At 69.6% G+C, this 19,695-nt stretch carries 19 protein-coding genes; 10 read left to right on the top strand and 9 right to left on the bottom strand.

Going from position 1 to position 19,695, the window contains the following annotated elements; all coding sequences use genetic code 11:
* Positions 1-27: 27 nt before the first annotated feature.
* Positions 28-624, bottom strand: coding sequence for a TetR family transcriptional regulator (locus tag Ahu01nite_RS00990; protein ID WP_203834405.1), 597 nt, complete (start codon positions 622-624; stop codon positions 28-30).
* Between the two features lie 109 nt (positions 625-733).
* Here Ahu01nite_RS00990 and Ahu01nite_RS00985 point away from each other — a divergent pair, with 109 nt between their 5' ends.
* From Ahu01nite_RS00985 to Ahu01nite_RS00975, 3 genes are all read left to right on the top strand, one after another.
* Positions 734-3,349: an MGH1-like glycoside hydrolase domain-containing protein gene (locus tag Ahu01nite_RS00985; protein ID WP_203834404.1), complete on the top strand. Its 2,616-nt coding sequence runs from the start codon at positions 734-736 to the stop codon at positions 3,347-3,349.
* Positions 3,350-3,420: 71 nt separating this feature from the next.
* On the top strand, positions 3,421-3,618 hold the full coding sequence (locus Ahu01nite_RS00980; protein ID WP_203834403.1) for a hypothetical protein: 198 nt from the start codon (positions 3,421-3,423) through the stop codon (positions 3,616-3,618).
* Positions 3,615-3,758: a hypothetical protein gene (locus Ahu01nite_RS00975; RefSeq protein ID WP_203834402.1), complete on the top strand. Its 144-nt coding sequence runs from the start codon at positions 3,615-3,617 to the stop codon at positions 3,756-3,758. The genes Ahu01nite_RS00980 and Ahu01nite_RS00975 overlap by 4 nt, the downstream gene beginning before the upstream one ends.
* Positions 3,759-3,860: 102 nt before the next feature.
* On the opposite strand, the gene Ahu01nite_RS00970 is transcribed toward Ahu01nite_RS00975, so the two are convergent.
* Positions 3,861-7,082 carry an SCO7613 C-terminal domain-containing membrane protein gene (locus Ahu01nite_RS00970; protein ID WP_203834401.1) on the bottom strand — a complete coding sequence of 1,074 codons (3,222 nt, stop codon included), beginning with the start codon at positions 7,080-7,082 and terminating at the stop codon, positions 3,861-3,863.
* A 58-nt stretch (positions 7,083-7,140) separates the two neighbouring features.
* Positions 7,141-7,572 (bottom strand): TIGR03668 family PPOX class F420-dependent oxidoreductase, encoded by a 432-nt coding sequence (locus Ahu01nite_RS00965; protein ID WP_203834400.1) that lies wholly within the window; start codon positions 7,570-7,572, stop codon positions 7,141-7,143.
* A gap of 132 nt (positions 7,573-7,704) precedes the next feature.
* On the opposite strand from Ahu01nite_RS00965, the gene Ahu01nite_RS00960 reads away from it, so the two are divergent.
* The 3 genes from Ahu01nite_RS00960 (at position 7,705) to Ahu01nite_RS00950 (ending at position 10,013) form a co-directional block, all read left to right on the top strand.
* Complete coding sequence (locus tag Ahu01nite_RS00960) at positions 7,705-8,526, top strand: helix-turn-helix transcriptional regulator (RefSeq protein ID WP_203834399.1); 822 nt, start codon at positions 7,705-7,707, stop codon at positions 8,524-8,526.
* Between the two features lie 99 nt (positions 8,527-8,625).
* A complete protein-coding gene (locus Ahu01nite_RS00955) occupies positions 8,626-9,087 on the top strand; it encodes a YybH family protein (protein ID WP_203834398.1) in 462 nt (153 codons plus the stop codon).
* A complete protein-coding gene (locus Ahu01nite_RS00950; protein WP_239158530.1) occupies positions 9,084-10,013 on the top strand; it encodes an alpha/beta hydrolase in 930 nt (309 codons plus the stop codon). Before Ahu01nite_RS00955 ends, Ahu01nite_RS00950 begins: the two co-directional genes overlap by 4 nt.
* 22 nt (positions 10,014-10,035) lie before the next feature.
* Here the strand turns inward: Ahu01nite_RS00950 and Ahu01nite_RS00945 are convergent, their stop codons facing one another.
* Positions 10,036-10,845, bottom strand: coding sequence for an SAM-dependent methyltransferase (locus Ahu01nite_RS00945; RefSeq protein ID WP_203834397.1), 810 nt, complete (start codon positions 10,843-10,845; stop codon positions 10,036-10,038).
* Positions 10,846-10,890: 45 nt separating this feature from the next.
* On the opposite strand from Ahu01nite_RS00945, the gene Ahu01nite_RS00940 reads away from it, so the two are divergent.
* Positions 10,891-11,913 carry an aldo/keto reductase gene (locus Ahu01nite_RS00940; protein ID WP_239158529.1) on the top strand — a complete coding sequence of 341 codons (1,023 nt, stop codon included), beginning with the start codon at positions 10,891-10,893 and terminating at the stop codon, positions 11,911-11,913.
* On the opposite strand, the gene Ahu01nite_RS00935 is transcribed toward Ahu01nite_RS00940, so the two are convergent.
* Positions 11,910-12,806, bottom strand: a complete 897-nt coding sequence (locus Ahu01nite_RS00935; protein WP_203834396.1) for an AraC family transcriptional regulator — start codon at positions 12,804-12,806, stop codon at positions 11,910-11,912. The two genes, Ahu01nite_RS00940 and Ahu01nite_RS00935, sit on opposite strands and share 4 nt — an antisense overlap.
* A gap of 88 nt (positions 12,807-12,894) precedes the next feature.
* On the opposite strand from Ahu01nite_RS00935, the gene Ahu01nite_RS00930 reads away from it, so the two are divergent.
* From Ahu01nite_RS00930 to Ahu01nite_RS00920, 3 genes are all read left to right on the top strand, one after another.
* Positions 12,895-13,905 carry an acyl-CoA dehydrogenase family protein gene (locus Ahu01nite_RS00930; RefSeq protein ID WP_203834395.1) on the top strand — a complete coding sequence of 337 codons (1,011 nt, stop codon included), beginning with the start codon at positions 12,895-12,897 and terminating at the stop codon, positions 13,903-13,905.
* Positions 13,906-13,913: 8 nt separating this feature from the next.
* The gene (locus Ahu01nite_RS00925; RefSeq protein WP_203834394.1) at positions 13,914-14,564 is read left to right on the top strand and encodes a helix-turn-helix domain-containing protein; all 651 of its coding nucleotides are present in this window, start codon (positions 13,914-13,916) and stop codon (positions 14,562-14,564) included.
* Between the two features lie 67 nt (positions 14,565-14,631).
* Positions 14,632-15,342: an SDR family NAD(P)-dependent oxidoreductase gene (locus Ahu01nite_RS00920; protein ID WP_203834393.1), complete on the top strand. Its 711-nt coding sequence runs from the start codon at positions 14,632-14,634 to the stop codon at positions 15,340-15,342.
* Positions 15,343-15,388: 46 nt separating this feature from the next.
* Here the strand turns inward: Ahu01nite_RS00920 and Ahu01nite_RS00915 are convergent, their stop codons facing one another.
* Genes Ahu01nite_RS00915 through Ahu01nite_RS00900 form a run of 4 tightly spaced genes read right to left on the bottom strand, consistent with a single transcriptional unit; the run spans position 15,389 to position 19,562 of the window.
* Positions 15,389-16,549, bottom strand: coding sequence for an ABC transporter ATP-binding protein (locus tag Ahu01nite_RS00915; protein WP_203834392.1), 1,161 nt, complete (start codon positions 16,547-16,549; stop codon positions 15,389-15,391).
* Between the two features lie 6 nt (positions 16,550-16,555).
* Entirely contained in the window at positions 16,556-17,374 is an 819-nt protein-coding gene (locus Ahu01nite_RS00910) for a carbohydrate ABC transporter permease (RefSeq protein ID WP_203834391.1), read from the bottom strand.
* On the bottom strand, positions 17,374-18,309 hold the full coding sequence (locus tag Ahu01nite_RS00905; RefSeq protein WP_275411687.1) for a carbohydrate ABC transporter permease: 936 nt from the start codon (positions 18,307-18,309) through the stop codon (positions 17,374-17,376). Before Ahu01nite_RS00905 ends, Ahu01nite_RS00910 begins: the two co-directional genes overlap by 1 nt.
* Positions 18,306-19,562 carry an ABC transporter substrate-binding protein gene (locus Ahu01nite_RS00900; protein ID WP_203834390.1) on the bottom strand — a complete coding sequence of 419 codons (1,257 nt, stop codon included), beginning with the start codon at positions 19,560-19,562 and terminating at the stop codon, positions 18,306-18,308. The genes Ahu01nite_RS00905 and Ahu01nite_RS00900 overlap by 4 nt, the downstream gene beginning before the upstream one ends.
* Positions 19,563-19,695 lie beyond the last annotated feature (133 nt).

The raw sequence follows: 19,695 nt of genomic DNA, 5'->3' as shown, positions 1-19,695 counted from the left end.
GGCGGCAATCCGCCCGGGGTGGGGGCTCTACTTTGTGACGAGGCGGCGGACCGCCTCGATGACCGCCGTGCGGTGACCGTCCAGGACGGCTCGGGGCATGGCGGTGGGGCTGCCGGGCATCCAGGCGCTGCTGAGCGCGAGGGTGAACACCAGCAGATCGGCGGGGTTGAACGTGGTGGGCACGCTGCCCCGGTCCTGGGCGGCGCCGATCAGGCCGGCGTTGTGCTCCAGTGAGTCGTTGAGCTCGGCGGGATTGCGCTTGCCGGCGCCCACCTCCAGCCGGTGCCAGGTGGCCAGCCGCAGCTGGTGCGGGTGGGCGAGCAGGTAGTCGAAGAGCCGCCCCGCATACCCGGGAAGGTCGTCGGCGGTGAACGGCACCTCGGCGAGCAGCCTGCCCACATGCGTGTCGAGAACCGTCTCGAACAGCGCCTCCTTGTTGCCGAAGTACGCGTAGACCAGGGCCTTGTTGGCCTTGGCCGCCGCGGCGATGCGGTCTATCCGGGCGCCGGCGATGCCGTGTGTCGCGAACTCATCGGTCGCGGCCTGCAGAAGGCGGGCTTTGGTGGCCTCCGCATCGCGCTGCCGGGGCTTGCCGTCCGGCTGCCGGGACTTTTCGTTGCTCACCCCTCGACGGTAACTAACTAACCGTTTATATAGGAAGTGTTCTCGATCACCCGTCGATGCCTTCCGTTAATGTTCGTAGTGAGGATGTAAGAGCAGGGGGAGGCACGGCGTGGCGGAGCGCGAGCGCTTGGCGCAGGCGGACTCCGGCGAGCAGCCGTGGCGAGCGTGGGGGCCCTACGTGGCCGAGCGCGCGTGGGGGACCGTCCGCGAGGACTACAGCGAGCACGGCACGGCGTGGGATTACTTCCCGCACGATCATGCGCGCTCCCGGGCGTACCGATGGAATGACGACGGCATGGCCGGGATCTGTGACGAGCGGCAGACGTTCTGTTTTGCCCTCGCCTTGTGGAACGGGACCGATCCGATTCTCAAGGAGCGGATGTTCGGCCTCGGCGGCGACGGCGGTAATCACGGCGAGGACGCCAAGGAATACTGGTGGTACCAGGATTCCACCCCCACGCACTCCTGGATGAGCTGGCGATACCACTATCCACAGACAGCTTTTCCGTACGACGAACTGGTCGCCGTCAACGGCCGGCGCTCCCGCGACGAGCCGGAATACGAGCTGGTCGACACCGGGGTGTTCGACGAGGACCGGTTCTGGGCGGTGACCGTCGATTACGCCAAGGCGTCCCCGCGCGACATGTGCATCGTGGTGACCATTTCCAACCGTGGCCCGGACGAGGCCACGCTGCACGTCCTGCCGTCACTCTGGTTCCGCAACACCTGGTCGTGGGGCCTCAACAACCGTCCCGTCCCGGTCCTCACGGGTACGCCCGGACGGCTCGTCGGCGAGCACCGCAGCCTCGGGCACCTCGAACTGCACGGCGAGGGTGAACCGCCCGCGCTGCTCTGCGACAACGAGACGAATTCGCAGCGGCTGTGGGGATTGCCGGGCAAGAGCACGTACCCGAAGGATGGCATCAACGATTTTGTGGTCAACGGCGCCCCGACGGTGAATCCCGCGGGGGTCGGCACCAAGGGCGCGCTGTATTACGAGATCACGCTCGGCCCGGGGGAGACCCGGCAGATCCGCCTGCGCCTGACCGAATCGGATTCCCCCACCGAGCTCGACCTCGATTTCGCGCCCGTCGTCCAGGCCCGCGAGGCCGAGGCCGACGCCTATTTCGCCGACGTGATCCCGGCGGCGGCATCGGCGGAAGAGGCCGCGGTCGCCCGGCAGGGAATCGCCGGTCTGATGTGGGGCAAGCAGTTCTACCATTTCGACGTCAAGCAATGGCTGGAAGGCGACCCCGGCTCGGCGCCACCGCCACCGGGCCGGCGCTACGGGCGCAACAACGCCTGGTGGCACATGAACAGCTTCGACGTCATCTCCATGCCGGACCCCTGGGAATATCCCTGGTACGCCGCCTGGGACCTCGCCTTCCACTGTGTCAGCATCGCCCGCGTCGACCCCGGATTCGCGAAATCGCAACTGCTCCTGCTGCTGCGCGAGTGGTACATGCACCCCAACGGCCAGATCCCCGCGTACGAGTGGGCGTTCGGCGATGTCAACCCGCCGGTCCACGCCTGGGCCGCGCTGCGCGTCTTCGAGATCGACGGCGGCCGCGACCACGACTTCCTCGCCCGGATCATGCACAAACAACTGCTCAACTTCACGTGGTGGGTCAACCGCAAGGACGTCGGCGGCAACAATGTGTTCGAAGGCGGCTTCCTCGGCCTCGACAACGTCGGCCCGTTCGACCGTTCAGCGGCGCTCCCCGTGGCCGGCGTCCTCGAACAGTCCGACGGCACCGGCTGGATGGCGATGTACGCCCTCAACCTGCTCGACATGTCCATTCGCCTCGCCCTGCACGACCGCACGTACGAGGACATGGCGACGAAGTTCTTCGAGCATTTCGCGTACATCGCGGAAGCCGCCTACAAACAAGGTCTCTGGGACGACGAGGACTGTTTCTTCTACGACGTCCTACGCCTTCCCGACGGCCACAAAATGCCCCTCAAGGCCCGCTCGATCGTCGGCCTGCTCCCGCTCGCGGCGACGACCCGGCTCAGCGCGGGCACCCTGAACCGCCTCCCGGAGCTCGGCGCCCGGCTGCGCTGGCTGCTCGCCAACCAGCCCGAAACCGGCGACGTGATCAGCGCCCGCCGCCTGTCAGCCGACGGCCGCCAGCAACGCCTGCTGTCCATGGTGGGCCAGGACCAGCTGCTGCGGATCCTGGCGCGCATGCTCGACCCGGAGGAATTCCTTTCCCCGTACGGCTTGCGCACCCTCTCCCGCGCCCATCTCGAAAAACCGTTCACGGTGTCCCTCGGCGGCCAGGATTTCACCGTCGGCTACGAACCCGCAGAAAGCACCAGCGGCCTCTTCGGCGGCAATTCCAACTGGCGCGGCCCGGTCTGGATGCCGGTCAACTTCCTGCTGATCGAGGCCCTGCGCGAATTCGCCGCCTTCTTCGGCGACGACCTCATGGTCGAATACCCGACCGGCTCCCAGACCAAGCACTCCCTGACGTACGTCGCCGACGACCTCTCCCGCCGCCTGATAGCCCTCTTCGTCCCCGATTCCTGGGGCCGCCGCCCGATCTACGGCGCCAACGAACTCTTCCAGAACCACCCGGACTGGAAGGACCTCATCGTCTTCCCGGAGTACTTCCACGGCGACAACGGCGCAGGCCTCGGCGCCTGGCACCAGACCGGCTGGACCGCCCTGGTCGTCGACCTCATCCTCACCCTCGACCGCAAGGACGACCCGGCGGCCTGATCTTGACACCCCTCGCTAATGCCAATAGCTTTTCGGCTAATACGCTTACAAGCTGCGGGACGGGTCTGCGCATGACGGAAATTGGCTGGATCGGCTTTGCGGGCGCGTGGCTGCTGGTGGTGGGTCCGTTGTACCAGGGCGCGCGGGAGCTGCTCGGCCTGGAGGTTGATCGCGAGGGCATGGAGGCGGCGGTTGCGGAGGTTGCGCCGCCTGCGAAACCCTCTGCCTGGTGGTGGCTGGTGCCGCCGGTGCATTCCTGCTGGCCGTGAAGGAAACCTGGGAGCTGGCCGAACACCTGGAATGGTCCCGCCTGATCTTCGCCGCGGTCATCGCCGCGATGGTCGTCCTGGCCCTGATCCCACCCTCCATCGCCACGTCACGCGCGAGTGCGGAGCGCTACGCAGCCTGACCAGGCGTGCACCCGGCTCACGAGGTAAAGGGCGCTCTGCGGCTCGGCCGCGCGGTTCACCCCCGTGGGAGCCGTGCGGCCGAGCCGAGCGGGATGATCGGTCTAGCCCATGCGGGTGATGGCGGCGCGGAGGCGGGCGACGTCGCGGCGGCGGCGTTCGAGGGTCATGGCGAGGCCGACCAGCAGGAGGCCGGCGAGGGCCAGGGGGATCCAGCGGGGCAGGAGGTCCCAGACCAGGATGGCCTCGTGGAGGGCGACCACGATCAGGGTCGCCCCGCCCGCCACGACCGGGGCTCGCAGGCGGAACTGGGCTCCCACAACCGTGATCGCGAGGGCGGCGAGGCCGAGCAGCAGGCGCCGCAGGGGTTCGCCTTCCTGGACCAGGACGGTGATCAGGGTGGGGAGCAGGGCCGCGGCCAGAGCCGGGCCGTAGGTGGTCCAGCTCGAGAGCCGGCTGCGGCGCAGCTGCCACCCGGCCAGCAGGGCCAGAACAGCAGCAGGAATGGTGTACGCCTCCACGACAGCAACCTGCTCCGCCGCCAGCAGCAGCCACCCGCCCACCAGCTCGACCGCGGCAGCCGCTACGACATGTGCTCGGCGGCCGTCGCGGACCAGGGCTCGCACACCGAGCGCCAGCCCCCAGAGCGTGCACACCGCAGCCGCGTACCGGATGTTGCCGCTGCTGATCGCCAGGGCGACCACCGCACCCGCATGTGCCGCGCCTTGCAGGACCCGTCCTTCCCGCCGGATGACGACGCCCAGCGCCAGGACCAGCGCCGCGACCCCGAGCAGCACAAACGCCGTCTGCTGCAGCGGCAGGCCCAGCGTCCGCGCCGCCACCCAGGCCTCCGCGAAGCCGGCGACAACCGCGCCGAGCCACCCCGCGACCCGCACCCGATCCGGCCGCCCACCAAGACCGACGACCACACCCGACACCACGATCATCCCGTACGCCACCAGCACGGTCGCCGCCGTAGCAGCCGAACCCGCCAGCCCGGCACCCCCAGCGACGACCCCGGCCACGGCCAGCGTCACGCGCAGCGGGGCACTCCCCCGCCAGGGGGCCACAGTGTGCCGCCCCCACTTGGCGCCGCCCAGCGCGGCCAGGACCAACGCGCCGAGCCCGAGCACCAGGCTGGTCATTGGCAGCACCGGCCACGACACGTCCCCCACGGCGACGGCGACCGGCACGCCGAGCACCACCACCGGCGCGGTCGCCCATGCCGCCGCTCGCCGGCCCCACAGCTGCCAGACCGCGGCCGCAACCGCGACGGCGATGATGCCGAAGCCCACCGCATCAGCGACGGCAACCGGGCCGGTGCCACGCGAATACGGCAGGACGTAGACGGTGGACAGACTCCGCCCGGCAGCCGACACATACGCCGCGCCGAGCAGCCCGGCCGTCACCGCCGGCCCGTTGTCGAGGTGGTGCCGGACGAGACCGGCGACCAGCAGGACACCCGCCGCCGCGTAGACGGCTCGCGAGTCGCCCGACGCCCACGCCCACCCGGGGGCCGTGACGATCACGAGCAGCGTCGCGTTGACGGTGAACGTGCGGTGCCGGGTCAGGACATACGTGGCAGCGACCAGCAGCGCGGCCACGCCCAGGAGCACGCGGCTCTGCGCCGGCGGCGGCCAGCCGAACCAGGTCATTGCCTGCCAGGACGCGATCGGCACGGCGAGTACGGCGACGGACAGGGCCGGGCCCGCGTACCAATATCGCTGCCAGGCCACCGCGACCCCCGCAACCGCCAGCGCCCCCACCGTCAGCGCGGTGACGCCGGACGAGGCCGAGGCGACGAAGATCGCGTGCCCGGCCAGGACGACCGCGACGCCGAGCGCCCACCGCAGCCGCGAGGAGGCGAGCCACAGGGCCGCCGCCAGCAGCGCCAGGTCGATCGGGGCCGCGGCCCACCACACCAGCCCGAACCCGGCCGGCGTGGCGAACCCCAGCAGCACGACCCCGATGAACAGCACGTCGAGCCGGGGCAGCAGCGCGAGCACGCCGACGGTCAGCATGACGAGTGCCGCGGGGAGCCGCCAGTCCGAGACGCCGACCGCCACGGCCATCAGCGTTGCCAGGGTGGCTACGACCACCGGCAGGACCAAGGCGATGAGGGCGCCGATGCGAGGCCCGGTACGTACCGATGCGGGAAGGAACTTGGTGGCGACGGCCAGGAGCGTCACGATCAGGGTGATCAGCAGCGGGGCCTGGAAGCCGCCGGCCGCGACCGACGCCAGGCGCCCGCCGGCGATGGCGAGGGTGACCACCAGGGCAGCGGCGGCCAGGTCGCGCAGCACGGTCTCGCGGGCGAGGACCGCGGCGGTCAGGACCAGGCCCGCGGCCGTCACCAGCGCGGAACCGGAGAGCGCGGCCTCGGTGACGGTCGAGACGGTGACGAGATCGCCGAGCGTGATCAGGGCGGCGATGCTGACCGCGATTGATCCGAGGGTATAGGCCGCGACGGTCAGCGTGCCCCTGCGCAGGTGGATCACCGCGAGGTTTCCGGCGGCAACCCCGATCAGGGTGTACGCCCAACCGCCCGCCCCCGGGTGCATCGGCGCGACCATCAGTGGCAGCACGGGCTGCGCAAGAACCAGGGCGGCGAAACGGGGGCCGATCAGGCCGGTCAGCTGCTCATATCCGGCGGCGATGGCGGCGGTGACCGCGAAGACCGCCCCGGCGTAGCCGTACGCCGAGGTGTCCGCGAGGCCGAAGAGGTTCACATACCAGGCGGCGTACCCGTCCAGGAGAACGAGCAGCAGGCCGATCGCGGCGAAGGTCTCCGCGGTCGCCGTGAGCTTGCGGCGCAGCGCGAAAAGCGGCGCAGCGAGCGCAACCACCGTCGCGACAGCGAGCAGTCCCGCGCGGCCCCGCAGCCCGAACTGGGACCACGCGACGGCGGTGAACACGATCGCGGCGATCGCGAGCAGCAGGCCGCCGAGGGTGAACAGGGTGTTCTGCATCAGCCGGGTGGACGCCTCAGTTGCGGCGGCCGTGACGTACGGCGCCGAGCGCTCCGACGCCGCCGTGGTCACCGGGGCGGTCATCGCGGGAGCCTTCGGTGCGGCGTGGACGGCGGCACCGACGGCCGTCCGCACCCGGGTCGCCGCCGCGTCCCGCTGCCGCCAGGCCCGCCGCAACGCCGAATCGGCCAGCCCGACCGCCTCGCGGGCGGTGGCGAGCCGGGCGGTCAGCACCGGGATCTCGCCGTCCAGGCGGACAACCTCGGCGGCATCCGCGTCCGGCCCGCGGCCACAACCGGGACAACCGGTGGCCAGGGACGCTTCGGCGCGGCAGAACGGGCAGGGGTAAGCGGTCACGCCGTTGATCGTCGCGGAGAGCAGGCCCCGCCCTCTTGAGTCGCCGTACTCAGACCACCTAGGCGGCGTCACCCACCCAGGACGTCCACCGCTCCACCCGGATCCGCAGGAACGGCCCCGGCGGCGGCTCGTCCCGGTACTGCGGGTAGCGGGCGAGCAGCGCCGGCTCAGGCGTCCCGGCGACCTCGGCGACCCCGTCGGCCCGTACCCACCACAACGCCGACCAGTCATCGTCGTAGTGGTCGACCAGCACGCTCACCCGCGACTCATGCGCGATGTTGGTCAGCCGCTGCAGCTTCCGATGCCGCTTCGGCTTCCCGTCAACCCCGGTATGAATCACGTCGCCCACCAGCGCAAACACAATCGGCACCAGATGCGGCGCCCCATCGGGCGCGACGGTCGCCAGCCGCGCCACCCGAGCCAGCCCGAACCGCTCGGCCGCCGTCCCCGAAAGCCCCGTCCCCGAAAGCCCCGTCCCCGAAAGCCCCATCCTCCGACCCTAGATCGTGACCCGGGCGATCCGGGCCGCCCCTTGGCCGGCCAACCGGTTTCAAGGTGTCCACGATCAGAGGCAACGCCTCCGAAGAGCCCATCATTGATCTTGCGAGCGTATGGTGCGGCCGTGGCACTGCCGGAGAACACCCTGGGCGCCTTCTTGCGCTCGCGCCGAGAGCGTCTCGACCCCTTCGACGTCGGTCTGCCGGCGCGTGCCCGCCGCCGAACCCCCGGGCTTCGCCGCGAGGAGGTCGCCAGCCGCGCGAAGCTGAGTGTCGAGTGGTACACCCGCCTGGAGCAGGGCCGCGGTGGGACGCCGTCGGCGCAGGTGCTCGACAGCGTTGCCGACGCACTGCTGCTGGGCCGGGCCGAGCGCGAACATCTGTTCCTGCTCGCTCACGGGCAGCGGCCGGAGGCGGCACACGTCGACGCGGACCGGATAGACCCGCGGTTCCGGCGCGCACTGGACGGGTTCGCGCACGGACCGGCGTACATCAAGACCGCGGCCTGGGACGTGGTCGCCTGGAACCGGACCGCGCGGCTGATCCTGTCGGACTACGAAGCCATGGCGCCCGCGGACCGCAACATCCTCAAAATCCTGTTCCTGGACCCGGTCACGCGCGGGCGGCTCCCGGAGTGGGAGCGGGAAGCCGGGCGGGCCGTGTCGACCTTCCGCCGCGAGCTGACCCGCTGGGGCACCACCGAACGCGCGGAAATCCTCGTCGAGGAACTCCGTGCCCGCAGCGCCGACTTCGCCCGCATGTGGAACGCCCACGACGTCGGCATTCTCGGCGAGGGCGTCAAGCGCCTGGCGCATCCGATCGCCGGTGAGATCGCCATCTGGTACTCGTCGTACGCCATCGACGACGAGCCGGGGCTGGGCCTGGTGCTCTACACCCCCGACACCGACGACGACGCGCGCCGCATGCGGCAGCTGCTCGAGACCTGAGAGGGGTACGCGCCATACCCGCATAAACGCTGTATGGATACCGATCCGGGCCTGGTCAACCATCGGTGGCGTAAGCCTCACCCGGAAAGGACAACGACAGTGACCACCACACCGACCACCACCGTCGACCGGCAGATCCGGCAACGCATGCAGGACTGGAAGGACGCCTTCGAGGCCAAGGACGTCGACGCCATGATGTCCTTCTACGCCGACGGCGACGCCTTCAGCGCCTTCGACCTCATGCCGCCCATCGAGTTCCGCGGCGGCACCGGATGGCGCGACAACTGGGTCGGCTTCTTCGCCGCCTTCGCCGGTCCGCTGCGCCTCGAGTTCGCCGGCCTCGAGGTGCACAGCAGCGACCAGCTTGCCGTCGCCCGGGTTCTCGTGCGCCTGGACGGCACCATGAACGGCCAGGACACCGACATGTGGGTCCGTACGACGAACTGCTTCCGCCTCATCGACGGCCAGTGGCTGATGGTCCACGACCACGTGTCGATGCCCGTGGACTTCGCCACCGGCCGCACGCTCATGCACCTGACCCCCGAGAAGCCGAACGGATGAGCACACCGATGAACACGACGACCGACGCCGCCCTCGACCAGCTCGCGCACGGCTTCACCAGCCCGCCACGCTCACCGATCCTGCACACCCCGGCCGAGGAAGTCCTCGCCTACGAGGACGTCACCTTCCCCTCCGCCGACGGGGTGCCGCTGGAAGGCTGGTTCATCCCCGCCGACTCCGACCGGTTGATCATCGCCAACCATCCGATGGGCTTCAACCGCGCCGGCCTGCCCACCCACCTCCAACCGTGGGCGTCGATCTGGGGACCGAGCGGCAACACGGTGGAGGTCAACTTCGTCCCCGACTACCGCATCCTGCACGAGGCCGGCTACAACGTGCTGGCCTACGACCTGCGCAACATGGGACTCAGCGGGGCCGCGAACGGCGGCATGGTCACCAGCGGCCTGTATGAGGGACGCGACGTGCTCGGCTCCCTGAGCTATGCCGCACAGCGGCGCGACACCGCGGCGATGCGGGTGAGCCTGTTCAGCCGCTGCCTCGGCGCGAACTCCACGTTCGCGGCGATGCGCCAGGACGCGGCAGCGTTCGACGGCGTCCACTCGCTGGTGGCGTGCCAGCCCGTCTCCGATCGCGTCATCATGGCCCGGATGCTGGACCTGCTCGGCGTCGGCGCACACCATCTCGACGAGCTGGACCGGCGCGTCAAGCTCGGCACCTCCCTCAGCTTCGGCGAACGCCCGGACGCCGCATGGGCGCGCCACGTACGCATCCCGACCTACCTGTACGGCGTCCACGACGACACCCTGACTGTGCCCGCGGACCTTGAGCAGATGCACGACGTCATGAATGTCGAGGACAAACACCTGGCCTGGGTACGCGACACGACCGCACGCTGGGACGGATACCTGGAGTTCCAACGGCGCCCCGAGCCGATGCTGGACTGGTGGCGCCGCCACCTGGCCTGAGCCGATCCGACTACCTGGCTGGCTAGGGTTTGCGGCCGACGCCGGACCAGACGGCGACGTCTTCGCGGGGTGGGATGCCCATGTGGACGGCGGGGCGCCATTCGCTGGGTGGGGTGATGCCCGGGGCGACCAGGTCGAGGCCCTCGAACAGTGCGGTGAACTCCGCGCGATCCCTGGTCCAGACGTCGGAGCGGCCCTCGTCGAGCATGCGCTGGTAGGCGAGAGCCTGGGCCGGGGGCATGAAGTCCTGGGTGGCGTGGGTGGCGACCAGGTAGCTGCCGGCGGGGAGCGCGTCGAGCAGGTGCTGCACGATCGGCTGCGCAGCGCCGCGCCCAGGGATGAAGTGGAGGACCGCGACCAGCATCAGGGCGACCGGCTGGGTGAGGTCGAGGGTGGCGCTGAGGCCGGGGTGGGTGAGGATGGCGGCCGGGTCGGTGAGGTCGGCGGCGAGGTAGGCCGTGCGGCCCTGGGGGCTGCTGGTGAGCAGGGCGCGGGCGTGGGTGAGGACCAGGGGGTCGTTGTCGACGTAGACGATGCGGCTGTCGGGGGCGTGGCGCTGGGCTACCTCGTGGGTGTTGTCCGCGGTGGGCAGGCCGGTGCCGATGTCGAGGAACTGGCGGATGCCGGCTTCGCCCGCGAGGTACGCGGTGGCGCGGCGCAGCAGGTCACGGTTGGCGCGGACGCCGACCCGGATCGTGGGGAGGACCCGTTCGATCTCGTCGGCGGAGGCGCGGTCGGCGGCGAAGTTGTCCTTGCCGCCCAGGAAGTAGTTGTAGCGGCGGGCGGGGTGGGCCACGGTCGTGTCGATGACCGGGGACCCGTCGCTCGCCATGCGCCGAACCATAGTCGATCATCGTGAACGGGTTAAGTTCCAGGAATGGAATATCGGACGCTCGGTAACAGTGGATGTGCGGTTTCGACGCTCTGCCTCGGCACGATGACTTTCGGTGCGGAGTCCAGCGAGGAGGTCGCGCACGCTCAGCTTGATCGCTTCCTCGAGGCGGGTGGCACTCTGGTCGACATCGCTGATGTGTACGCGGGAGGCGAGTCGGAACGCATCGTCGGCCGCTGGTTCGCCGACCGGCCCCGCGACCTGACCGACCGGGTGGTCCTCGCGACCAAGGGCCGTTTCCCGCTGGCGGACGAGCCGAACGCGCGGGGCCTGAGCGCGCGGCACCTGACCCGGGCGCTCGACGACAGCCTGGCCCGGCTCGGGCTGGACAGTATCGACCTCTACCAGGCGCACTCGTGGGATCCGGTGACGCCGATCGAGGAGACGCTGCGGACGCTCGATGGTTTCGTACGGTCGGGGAAGATCCGCTACTACGGCTTCTCGAACTTCACGGGATGGCAGCTCACGAAGGCCGTACACGTCGCGCGGCAGCTGGGGATCGCCGGGCCGGTCACGCTGCAGCCGCAGTACAGCCTGCTGGTCCGCGAGATCGAATGGGAGATCGTGCCCGCCGCCGTGGATGCCGGTCTGGGTCTGCTGCCGTGGAGCCCGCTCGGCGGCGGCTGGCTCTCCGGCAAGTACCGGCGTGACCAGCGGCCCGTGGGGGCGACGCGGCTCGGCGAGGACCCGGAGCGCGGCATGGAGGCCTGGGACCGGCGCGGCACCGAGCGTGCCTGGACGGTCATCGACGCCGTCCAGCAGGTCGCCGAGGGCCGTGGCGTGTCGATGGCCGAGGTCGCTCTGGCCTGGGTCTCCGACCGCCCCGGCGTTACATCGACAATCCTCGGCGCGCGTACGGTCGAACAGCTCGACGCCAACCTGAAGGCCGCAACCCTGCACCTCAACCCGGCGGAGACAGCGACCCTCGACGCGGCGAGCGACCCCCAGGCACCCGACTATCCGTACGGTCTCCTCGGCCTCGACCAGCGCAGCCGCACCCTCGACTAATTCAGGATGGGCTCGGTGCGCCGGCGGAAGCGGCCGGGGGAGATGCCGAACTCGCGGCGGAACGCGCCGGCGAACGCGAACTCCGTGGCATAGCCGACCTGGCGGGCGATCGCGGACAGCGGCGCGTCCGTCTCGCGGAGCAGGTGGGCGCCCTGGTTGAGGCGGCGGCCGATGAGGTACGTCATCGGTGGCGTGCCGACCAGCGTCGTGAAGCGCCGGGTGAAGGCGGTCCGCGACATCCCGGCCGTGCGACCGAGTCGTTCCACGGTCCACGGCGTCTGCGGGCTGTCGTGGATCTCCCGCAGGGCGGCCGCGATGCCCGGGTCGCCGAGCGCGTCCCAGGTTTCCGCGGTCGTCCCGCTCCACAGCCGCAACGTGTGCACGAGCATCAGGTCGACCAGCGCCGGCCGGGTCACGAGCGTGCCCTCGCGCGGCTTGTCCAGATCTTCGACGAGCAGGTCGATGAGTACGCGTAAACGAGCCTCACGGTCGTAGTCCGGCGACACCAGCAGCACGTCCGGCAGCGAGCGCAGGAACGGGTGGACAGCGCCGCCTCGTTCCAGCCGGTAGATCCCGCAGATCATCTCGACCGGCAGCCGCTCGGCCGGCGGATCCTGCAGGCCCATCGGGGCCGGGGGCAGCTCGGCCAGCGTGCACGGCTCCGGGGAGAACCCGTGCTCGGCGCCGTGCGGGATCAGCGCGATGTCACCGGCACGCATCCGCGCCGGCGGGGCCGAGCCGGAGATCAGCCAGCCTTCGCCACGCAGCATCACGTGGAAGCCGACGCCCTCGCAGGACAGGAACCGGCCCGCGAACGACGCCCCCACCTCGGCCCGGCGCCCGTAGACCTGCCCGATCCGCAGATCCTCCACGGCCTCGCTGATCACATCCACGGCCGAAATGGTAACCGCGGTACACACGCGTATGCCCCGGGTCCGCTCGCGCATGGCTCCGGGCGTACCGATGCGATTGGGTTTGATCATGATTGATGGTCTGGAAGAAAGCCGGCTGGCGCTCGAGACGATCGAGGAGCTGCGGGCGGCCGGCGATTTTGCGCTCGCGGTGCCGGTTGAGCACGGCGGTCAGGGCGCGAGTGCGGGGGCGATCCTTGGCCGGTTGATCGAGCTGGGCCGCACGGATCCGTCCTCGTCGTGGGTTGTCGGCGTGAATGTGGTGAGCAAGACCCTCGCGGGGCGGTTGGCCGACGAATCGCTGCTCAAGGATGTCTACGCGGATCTGGCCTGCGGGTCGGGCCGCCCGGAGTGCGGTCGGGGTACACGCAACGACGACGGCACGGTCACCGTCACCGGCGCGTGGCCGAACGCGTCGGGATGCGAGGACGCGACGTGGGCAGGGGTGGCGCTGATGATCGACGGCGTGCCGCATTTCGCCCAGCTCCGCGTTGCCGACCTGCGCATCGACCGGACCTGGCGGGTGGCCGGCATGCGCGCGACCGGCAGTCACACGCTGGTCGCCGAGGAGCTGGTCGTTCCGGCCGTGCAGGTGGCGCCGTTCCGCCCGTTCGGCGTCAACGACGTGATGCTCTTCGCACTGACCGTGATCGGGCCGGTGATCGGCGGGGCGCGGGGTGCCCTGGACGCCACGCACGCCATGTTCGACTCGGGCCGCAAACCGTTCATGAGCGCGTACGCCTCGATCGGCGAATCGCCCGGCGCCCGGCACTGGCTCGCCGACGCCACCCACCTGATCGAACGCGCCGAGCGCACCGCCTTCGCGCTCGCGGCAGCCGTGGACGGCGACGACGTGCCGCCGGCGGACCTGCCGCGCTGGCACATGGACCAGGCGTCCATCGCCCGCGACTGCCGGGCCGCGGTGGACATGCTGGTCGACCTGCACGGCGCGGGCGTTTTTGCCCTTTCGAACCCCGTCCAGCGGTTCTGGCGGGACGTTGCGGTGGCCAGCAGGCACCCGCACCTCAACGCGTACCTGGCGGTCGAGAATTATGGGAAGGCCCTGACCCAGCGACCGTGAGGTGAGTGATGGCGGACCGGGAACCGCGCAGCGTCGTCGACGGTGCCTTCCGCGTGCTGCGGGCCCTGCCGGAGGCCGGCACGCAGCACCAGCTCGCGCGGCTCGCGCAGCTGACCGGGCTGCCCCGGCCGACCGTGCACCGGCTGCTCGGCCAGCTCCGCGAATCCGGCGCGGTGGAGTGGGCGAACGGGCACTGGACACTGGCGGCGTCCCTGCTGGACCTCGCGCAGCGGGTCGAACCGCTCGCCGGGCTGCGCGAGTCGGCCTCGAAGGTCATCGCGCGGTTGCGGGAGCAGACGGGCGCCGCGGTGTCGCTGGTCGTGGCGTCGGACGGGGATTTCGTCGCGCTGGAGATGATCCCCGGCCGCGACACGCTCCCGATCGACGCGCGCAGCGGTGCGCGGATGCCCGCGTCGACGGCCGCCGCCATGGTCCTGGCCCCCGGCACCACACCGGCGGCGCGGCGACGGCCGTTCGGTGCGGCGGTCGACGACGAGGACATGTTCGAGGGGCTGACCTGCTACGCCGTGCCGGTCGGGCTGCCCGGCGGGCGAAAGGCGGCCCTGCAGGTCGCCACCGCGGCGCACCGCCCCGCGCACCGGCTCGCGGCCCCCGTCCACCGGGCGGCGATCGAGCTGGCGTCCGCTCAACGGGCTTGATTCAACGGGGCGTCCGTTCAGCGGACAACCGCTCGATCCGGCGGGGCGCCTCCATCATCGTGACGGCATGACGAAAATTGCACTGGTCACCGGCGCCGGGCGCGGGCTCGGCCAGGGTATGGCACAGCATTTGACGCGTGCGGGTGTCGCGGTCCTGGGCACCTACCGCACCGGTTCACCCGGCCCCGACTTCTGCCGGCTCGATGTCACCGAACTCGACACGTACCCCGCATTCGTCACCGCCGTCCGGGAGACGCTGCGGGACCGGTTCGGCGTCGAGACCTTCGACTACCTGGTCAACAACGCGGGGATCGGGACCTATGCACCGTACGCGCAGACCACGCCCGAGCAGTTCGACGAGCTGGTCGCCGTGAACCTCAAGGCCCCGTTCTTCCTCACCCAGGCGCTCCTGCCCCTGATCAACGACGGCGGCCGCGTGCTCAACGTGACGACAGCGCTGACCCGCGGCGTCGTGCCCGGCATGTCCGCCTACGCCGCCACCAAGGGCGCGATCGAGGTCCTGACCCGCTACCAGGCCGTGGAACTCGCCGACCGGGGCATCCGGGTCAACACGCTGATGGGCGGCGCGGTCGCGACCGACTTCGGCGGCGGGATGATGCGCTCGCCCGACGTGCAGCAACTCGCCGCCCACACGATCGCCCAGGGCCGCATCGCCGAAACTGCCGACATCACCGCCGCCGTCCCCGCGATCCTCTCCGACGCGTTCCAATGGGCAACCGGCTCGATCATCGACCTCTCCGGCGGCCAGAGCCTCTGACGCCGATGTCGGGGACGCCCGGTTAACCGAGCGTCCCCATGGAGACCTAATCGAGGGTGAGGTTGCGGCCGTCGGAGGGGTCGAAGAGGTGGATCTTGTCGAGGTTGAGCCAGATGCGGGCGTCGGCGCCCTCGCGGACCCGGGATTCCGCCGACAGACGCGTGACCAGGCCGCTCTGGTCGGGGAGGTCCGCGCCGCCGGCGTCCGCGGCCAGGTCGGCAAGGTCCGCTGACGCCAGGTCCGACTTTCCGCCCTCAACGGTGAAGTAGACGTACTTGTCGGAGCCCATGGACTCGACGAGGTCGACCGGCAGCGTGAACTCGAAGCCGCGCGGCCGCAGCGCCTCCTCGACCAGCCGGGCGTCCTCGAAGTGCTCGGGGCGGATGCCCAGGACCAGGTCCTTCGGGGCGTTGTCCTTGACCGGGATCGGGAGGTCGCCGATCGGGGTGTGGAGACCGCCGGGGAACACCGTGGCCGGGAGGAAGTTCATCGAGGGGGAGCCGATGAACCCGGCGACGAACAGGTTGACCGGCTTGTCGTAGAGGGTCTGCGGGTCGCCGACCTGCTGGATGTGACCGGCGCGCATCACCACCACGCGGTCGCCGAGCGTCATCGCCTCGGTCTGGTCGTGGGTGACGTAGACCGTGGTGGTGCCGAGCTGCTTCTGCAGGCGTGATACCTGCGTACGCATCTGCACCCGCAGTTTGGCGTCCAGGTTGGACAGCGGCTCGTCCATCAGGAAGGCCTTGGGGTTACGCACGATCGCGCGGCCCATGGCGACCCGCTGGCGCTGCCCGCCGGAGAGGTTCGCGGGTTTGCGGTCGAGGTAGTCGGTCAGTTCGAGGACCTTCGCGGCCTCGCCGACCTTCTTGTCGATCTCCGCCTTCGGGAGTTTGGCGAGCTTCAGGGGGAAGCCCATGTTGTCGCGTACGGTCATGTTCGGATACAGCGCATACGACTGGAACACCATCGCGATGTCCCGGTCCTTGGGCGCCTTGTCGTTGACGCGTTCGCCGCCGATGCGCAGCTCGCCGGTCGTGATGTCCTCCAGGCCGGCGATCATGTTGAGGGTCGTGGACTTCCCGCAGCCGGACGGGCCGACCAGGATGATGAACTCGCCGTCGGCGATCTCCAGGTCGATGCCGTGCACCGCGATCGTGCCGTCGGGATAGCTCTTGGTCACCTTGTCGAGAACGATGTCAGCCATGGGTTCTTATCCCTTCACGGCGCCGGAGGTGAGACCCGCGACGATGCGCTTCTGGAAGAACAGCACGAAGAGGATGATCGGGATCGTGATGACCACGGCGGCGGCGGAGATCGCGCCGGTCGGGTCCTCGAACTGCGAGGCGCCGGTGAAGAACGACAGCGCCACCGGGACCGTGCGGGACTGCTCGGTCGAGGTCAGGGAGATGGCGAAGAGGAAGTCGTTCCAGCAGAAGATGAAGACCAGGATCGCGGTGGTGAACACGCCGGGCGCCGCGAGCGGGGCGATCACCCGGCGGAACGCCTCGCCCTGGGTAGCACCGTCCATTTTGGCGGCCTTCTCGAGGTCCCACGGGATCTGTTTGAAGAACGCCGACAACGTGTAGATCGCCAGCGGCAGCGCGAACGTGATGTAGGGCAGGATCAGGCCCGGCCACGTGTCGAACAGCCCGGTCTGCCGTTCGATGTTGAACAGCGGCGAGACCAGCGACACCTGCGGGAACATCGCGATCAGCAGGGAAACCCCGACGAGCAGGCCCTTTCCGGGAAAGTCCAGGCGGCTGATCGCGTACGCGGCCATCGTGCCGAGGACCACCGCGATGAGGGTCGAGATGAGCGCGATCCCGATCGAGTTCACGAGGGCTCGTACGAACTGGTCGGTCTGGAAAATGGTCCGGTAGTTGTCGAGGGTCCATTCGCGAGGGATGAAGTTGCCGTCGGTCAGCGTCGCCGTGGTCTTGAACGACAGCGACACGATCCAGAGCACCGGCACGATCGCGAAAACCACGACGAGCGCGTCCAGCAGTCCCCACTTGAGCTTGACGGGCATCAGCGTTTCCCCTCGTCGCCGGCCCCGGGAGCGGCCGTTCCGAACAGCTTCACGAAGATGAACGCGATGATCGCCACGGTGAGGAAGATGAGCACCGACATCGTCGAGCCGATACCGAGATTCAAACCCTTCATGAGATTGTCGTACGCGATGATCGACACCGATCGCGTATCGTTCGCGCCGTTTGTCAGCACGTAGATGTTGTCGAATACCCGAAGCGCGTCGAGCGTGCGGAACAGCAACGCCACGAGAATCGCCGGTTTCATGACCGGGAGCATGACCCGCACGAACCGTTGCCACGCGCTCGCGCCGTCCATCGACGCCGCCTTGAGCAGATCCTCGGGCACCAGCGCCAGCCCGGCCATGAGCAGCAGCGCCATGAACGGCGTCGTCTTCCAGATCTCGGCCACGATGATGATCGCGAGCGCGCTGGCCCGCTCGGTCAGCGGTGCCCCGTCCGGCGTGACGAGGTTCGCGAGGTATCCGGTGCCGGGCGTCCACGCGTAGCGCCAGCTGAACGCCGCGACCACCGTGACGATGCCGTACGGGATCAGCGCAGACGTGCGCACGAGGCCGCGCCCGATCAGGGTCCGGTGCATGATCAGCGCGAGCCCCATGCCGAGCACCAGCTCGAAGACAACCGAGATGACGGTGATCAGCATCGTCACGCCGAACGCGCTCCACCAGTAGCCGTTGCCCAGCACGGTTATGTAATTGTCGAACCAGACGAACTCCCGGTCGCCGGGGAACTTCAGGTCGTAGCGCTGCAGGGAAAGCCAGAACGAATACAGGATGGGGTACGCGGTGACCGCCACCATCACGATCGCCGCCGGCGCGCAAAGCAACCAGCCGAGCCGCCGCTCCTGCCTCTTTCCCTCACTCAGAGCGACCTTGCTCCGAGCGGCCTTGCGCGGCTTTTCCACAACGGCGGTCACGGGAGCACCCCCTTGGAGTCGATGGCGTCCTGGATCGCCTTCTTCAACTCCGCGGCGGTCCGTGCGGGATCGATCGCGGACGGCGGCGACAACTGCGCGGCCACCACGGTCGAGACGTTCTGATAGGCCGGCGTCAACGGTCGCGGCGCCGCATCCTTGAGCTCGTCGAGAATGGCCTGCTTCATCGGGTACGCCTTCGTCATCTCGGGATCGGCGTAGACGCTCTCGATCGACGGCGGCTGCCCGGCCTTGATGGCGAGGAACTTCTGATTGGCGGCGTTGCGCAGGCACTTCACCGCGTCGACAGCCAGATCCGGATGCCTGCTGTACGCGCTGACCGCCAGATTCGAGCCCCCGATCGTGACCCGGCTCGGCGTCCCCGCGTCGATCGCCGGATACCGGGCCCACGTGACGTTCGGTGCCAGCTGCGGAGCGTCGCTCTGCAGGGCCGAATACACGTACGGCCAATTGAGCTGGAACGCCCCGTCGCCGTTCTGGAAAGCGAGCCGCACGTCGTCCTCGATGGAGTTGGAGAACGACGCGCTCGTCACGCCTGCGGTGGCGAACTGCCGCATGACGCGCAGCGCGGTGACCGTACCCTCATCCATGACCGCGGTTTTGCCGTCGTCACTGACCACGTGCCCGCCGGCGCTGGCGACGAGGTTGTTGAAGAGCACGACCAGGCCCTCGTACTGCGCACCCATGGTGAGCACCTGCGACGGCTTGCCCTCGGCCTTCAGCTTCAGGGACGCCCGGATCATCTCGTCCCACGTCGTCGGCGGCGTGGGCACGAGATCCTTGCGGTACCAGAGCAGCTGCACGTTCGTGTTGTTCGGGGCGGCGTACAGCTTGCCGTCGTAGGTGGCGGAGGCCAGCGGACCGGCGAGCGTGCCCTTCTCGATCTCGGCGCGGTCGGCGCCGGTGAAGCCCCTGATCCAGTGCGCGCTGGCGAACTCCTGGGTCCAGGTCACGTCGAGGCCGAGGATGTCCATGCTGTCGTCCTCGGCGGCCAGCCGGCGCACCATCTGCACGCGCTGGTCGTCGGCGGCCCGGGGGAGGACCTGGTACGCGATCTCGTAGCGGCCGGCCGCCGCCTGGTTGCAGGTGTCGATGACGGTCTGCATGTCCTGCACGGGGAACTGGTAGAGGTTGAGGGTGGGTATCCCGCCCTCGTCGTCGGATCCGCAGGCGGCGAGCGGGGTGAGCAGCATCGTCGCGGCCGCCGCTGCGGCTATTCGTCGGGCAAGTGCCATGGACCCTCCAAGGTGATCTAGGTCACACAGGTCACGTGCGATCACCCTGCCCCACCGGCTCACGAAACAAACCCGTAACCATCGATCTCTTGTCACCCAGCCCAGATCTCTTGTCACCCGGCTCAGTCAGGCG

This window comes from Winogradskya humida (genome assembly GCF_016862215.1).
In the GTDB taxonomy this organism is placed as follows: domain Bacteria; phylum Actinomycetota; class Actinomycetes; order Mycobacteriales; family Micromonosporaceae; genus Actinoplanes; species Actinoplanes humidus.
This window is presented reverse-complemented; position numbering and strand designations above follow the sequence as displayed.

Coding starts and splice junctions, on each gene's coding strand:
- Ahu01nite_RS00910 (WP_203834391.1), bottom strand. CDS start 17,374: ATGCCCGTCAAGCTCAAGTGGGGACTGCTGGACGCGCTCGTCGTGGTT.
- Ahu01nite_RS00950 (WP_239158530.1), top strand. CDS start 9,084: ATGAGCACACCGATGAACACGACGACCGACGCCGCCCTCGACCAGCTC.
- Ahu01nite_RS00925 (WP_203834394.1), top strand. CDS start 13,914: ATGGCGGACCGGGAACCGCGCAGCGTCGTCGACGGTGCCTTCCGCGTG.
- Ahu01nite_RS00930 (WP_203834395.1), top strand. CDS start 12,895: ATGATTGATGGTCTGGAAGAAAGCCGGCTGGCGCTCGAGACGATCGAG.
- Ahu01nite_RS00940 (WP_239158529.1), top strand. CDS start 10,891: ATGGAATATCGGACGCTCGGTAACAGTGGATGTGCGGTTTCGACGCTC.
- Ahu01nite_RS00945 (WP_203834397.1), bottom strand. CDS start 10,845: ATGGCGAGCGACGGGTCCCCGGTCATCGACACGACCGTGGCCCACCCC.
- Ahu01nite_RS00965 (WP_203834400.1), bottom strand. CDS start 7,572: ATGGGGCTTTCGGGGACGGGGCTTTCGGGGACGGGGCTTTCGGGGACG.
- Ahu01nite_RS00980 (WP_203834403.1), top strand. CDS start 3,421: ATGACGGAAATTGGCTGGATCGGCTTTGCGGGCGCGTGGCTGCTGGTG.
- Ahu01nite_RS00915 (WP_203834392.1), bottom strand. CDS start 16,549: ATGGCTGACATCGTTCTCGACAAGGTGACCAAGAGCTATCCCGACGGC.
- Ahu01nite_RS00920 (WP_203834393.1), top strand. CDS start 14,632: ATGACGAAAATTGCACTGGTCACCGGCGCCGGGCGCGGGCTCGGCCAG.
- Ahu01nite_RS00900 (WP_203834390.1), bottom strand. CDS start 19,562: ATGGCACTTGCCCGACGAATAGCCGCAGCGGCGGCCGCGACGATGCTG.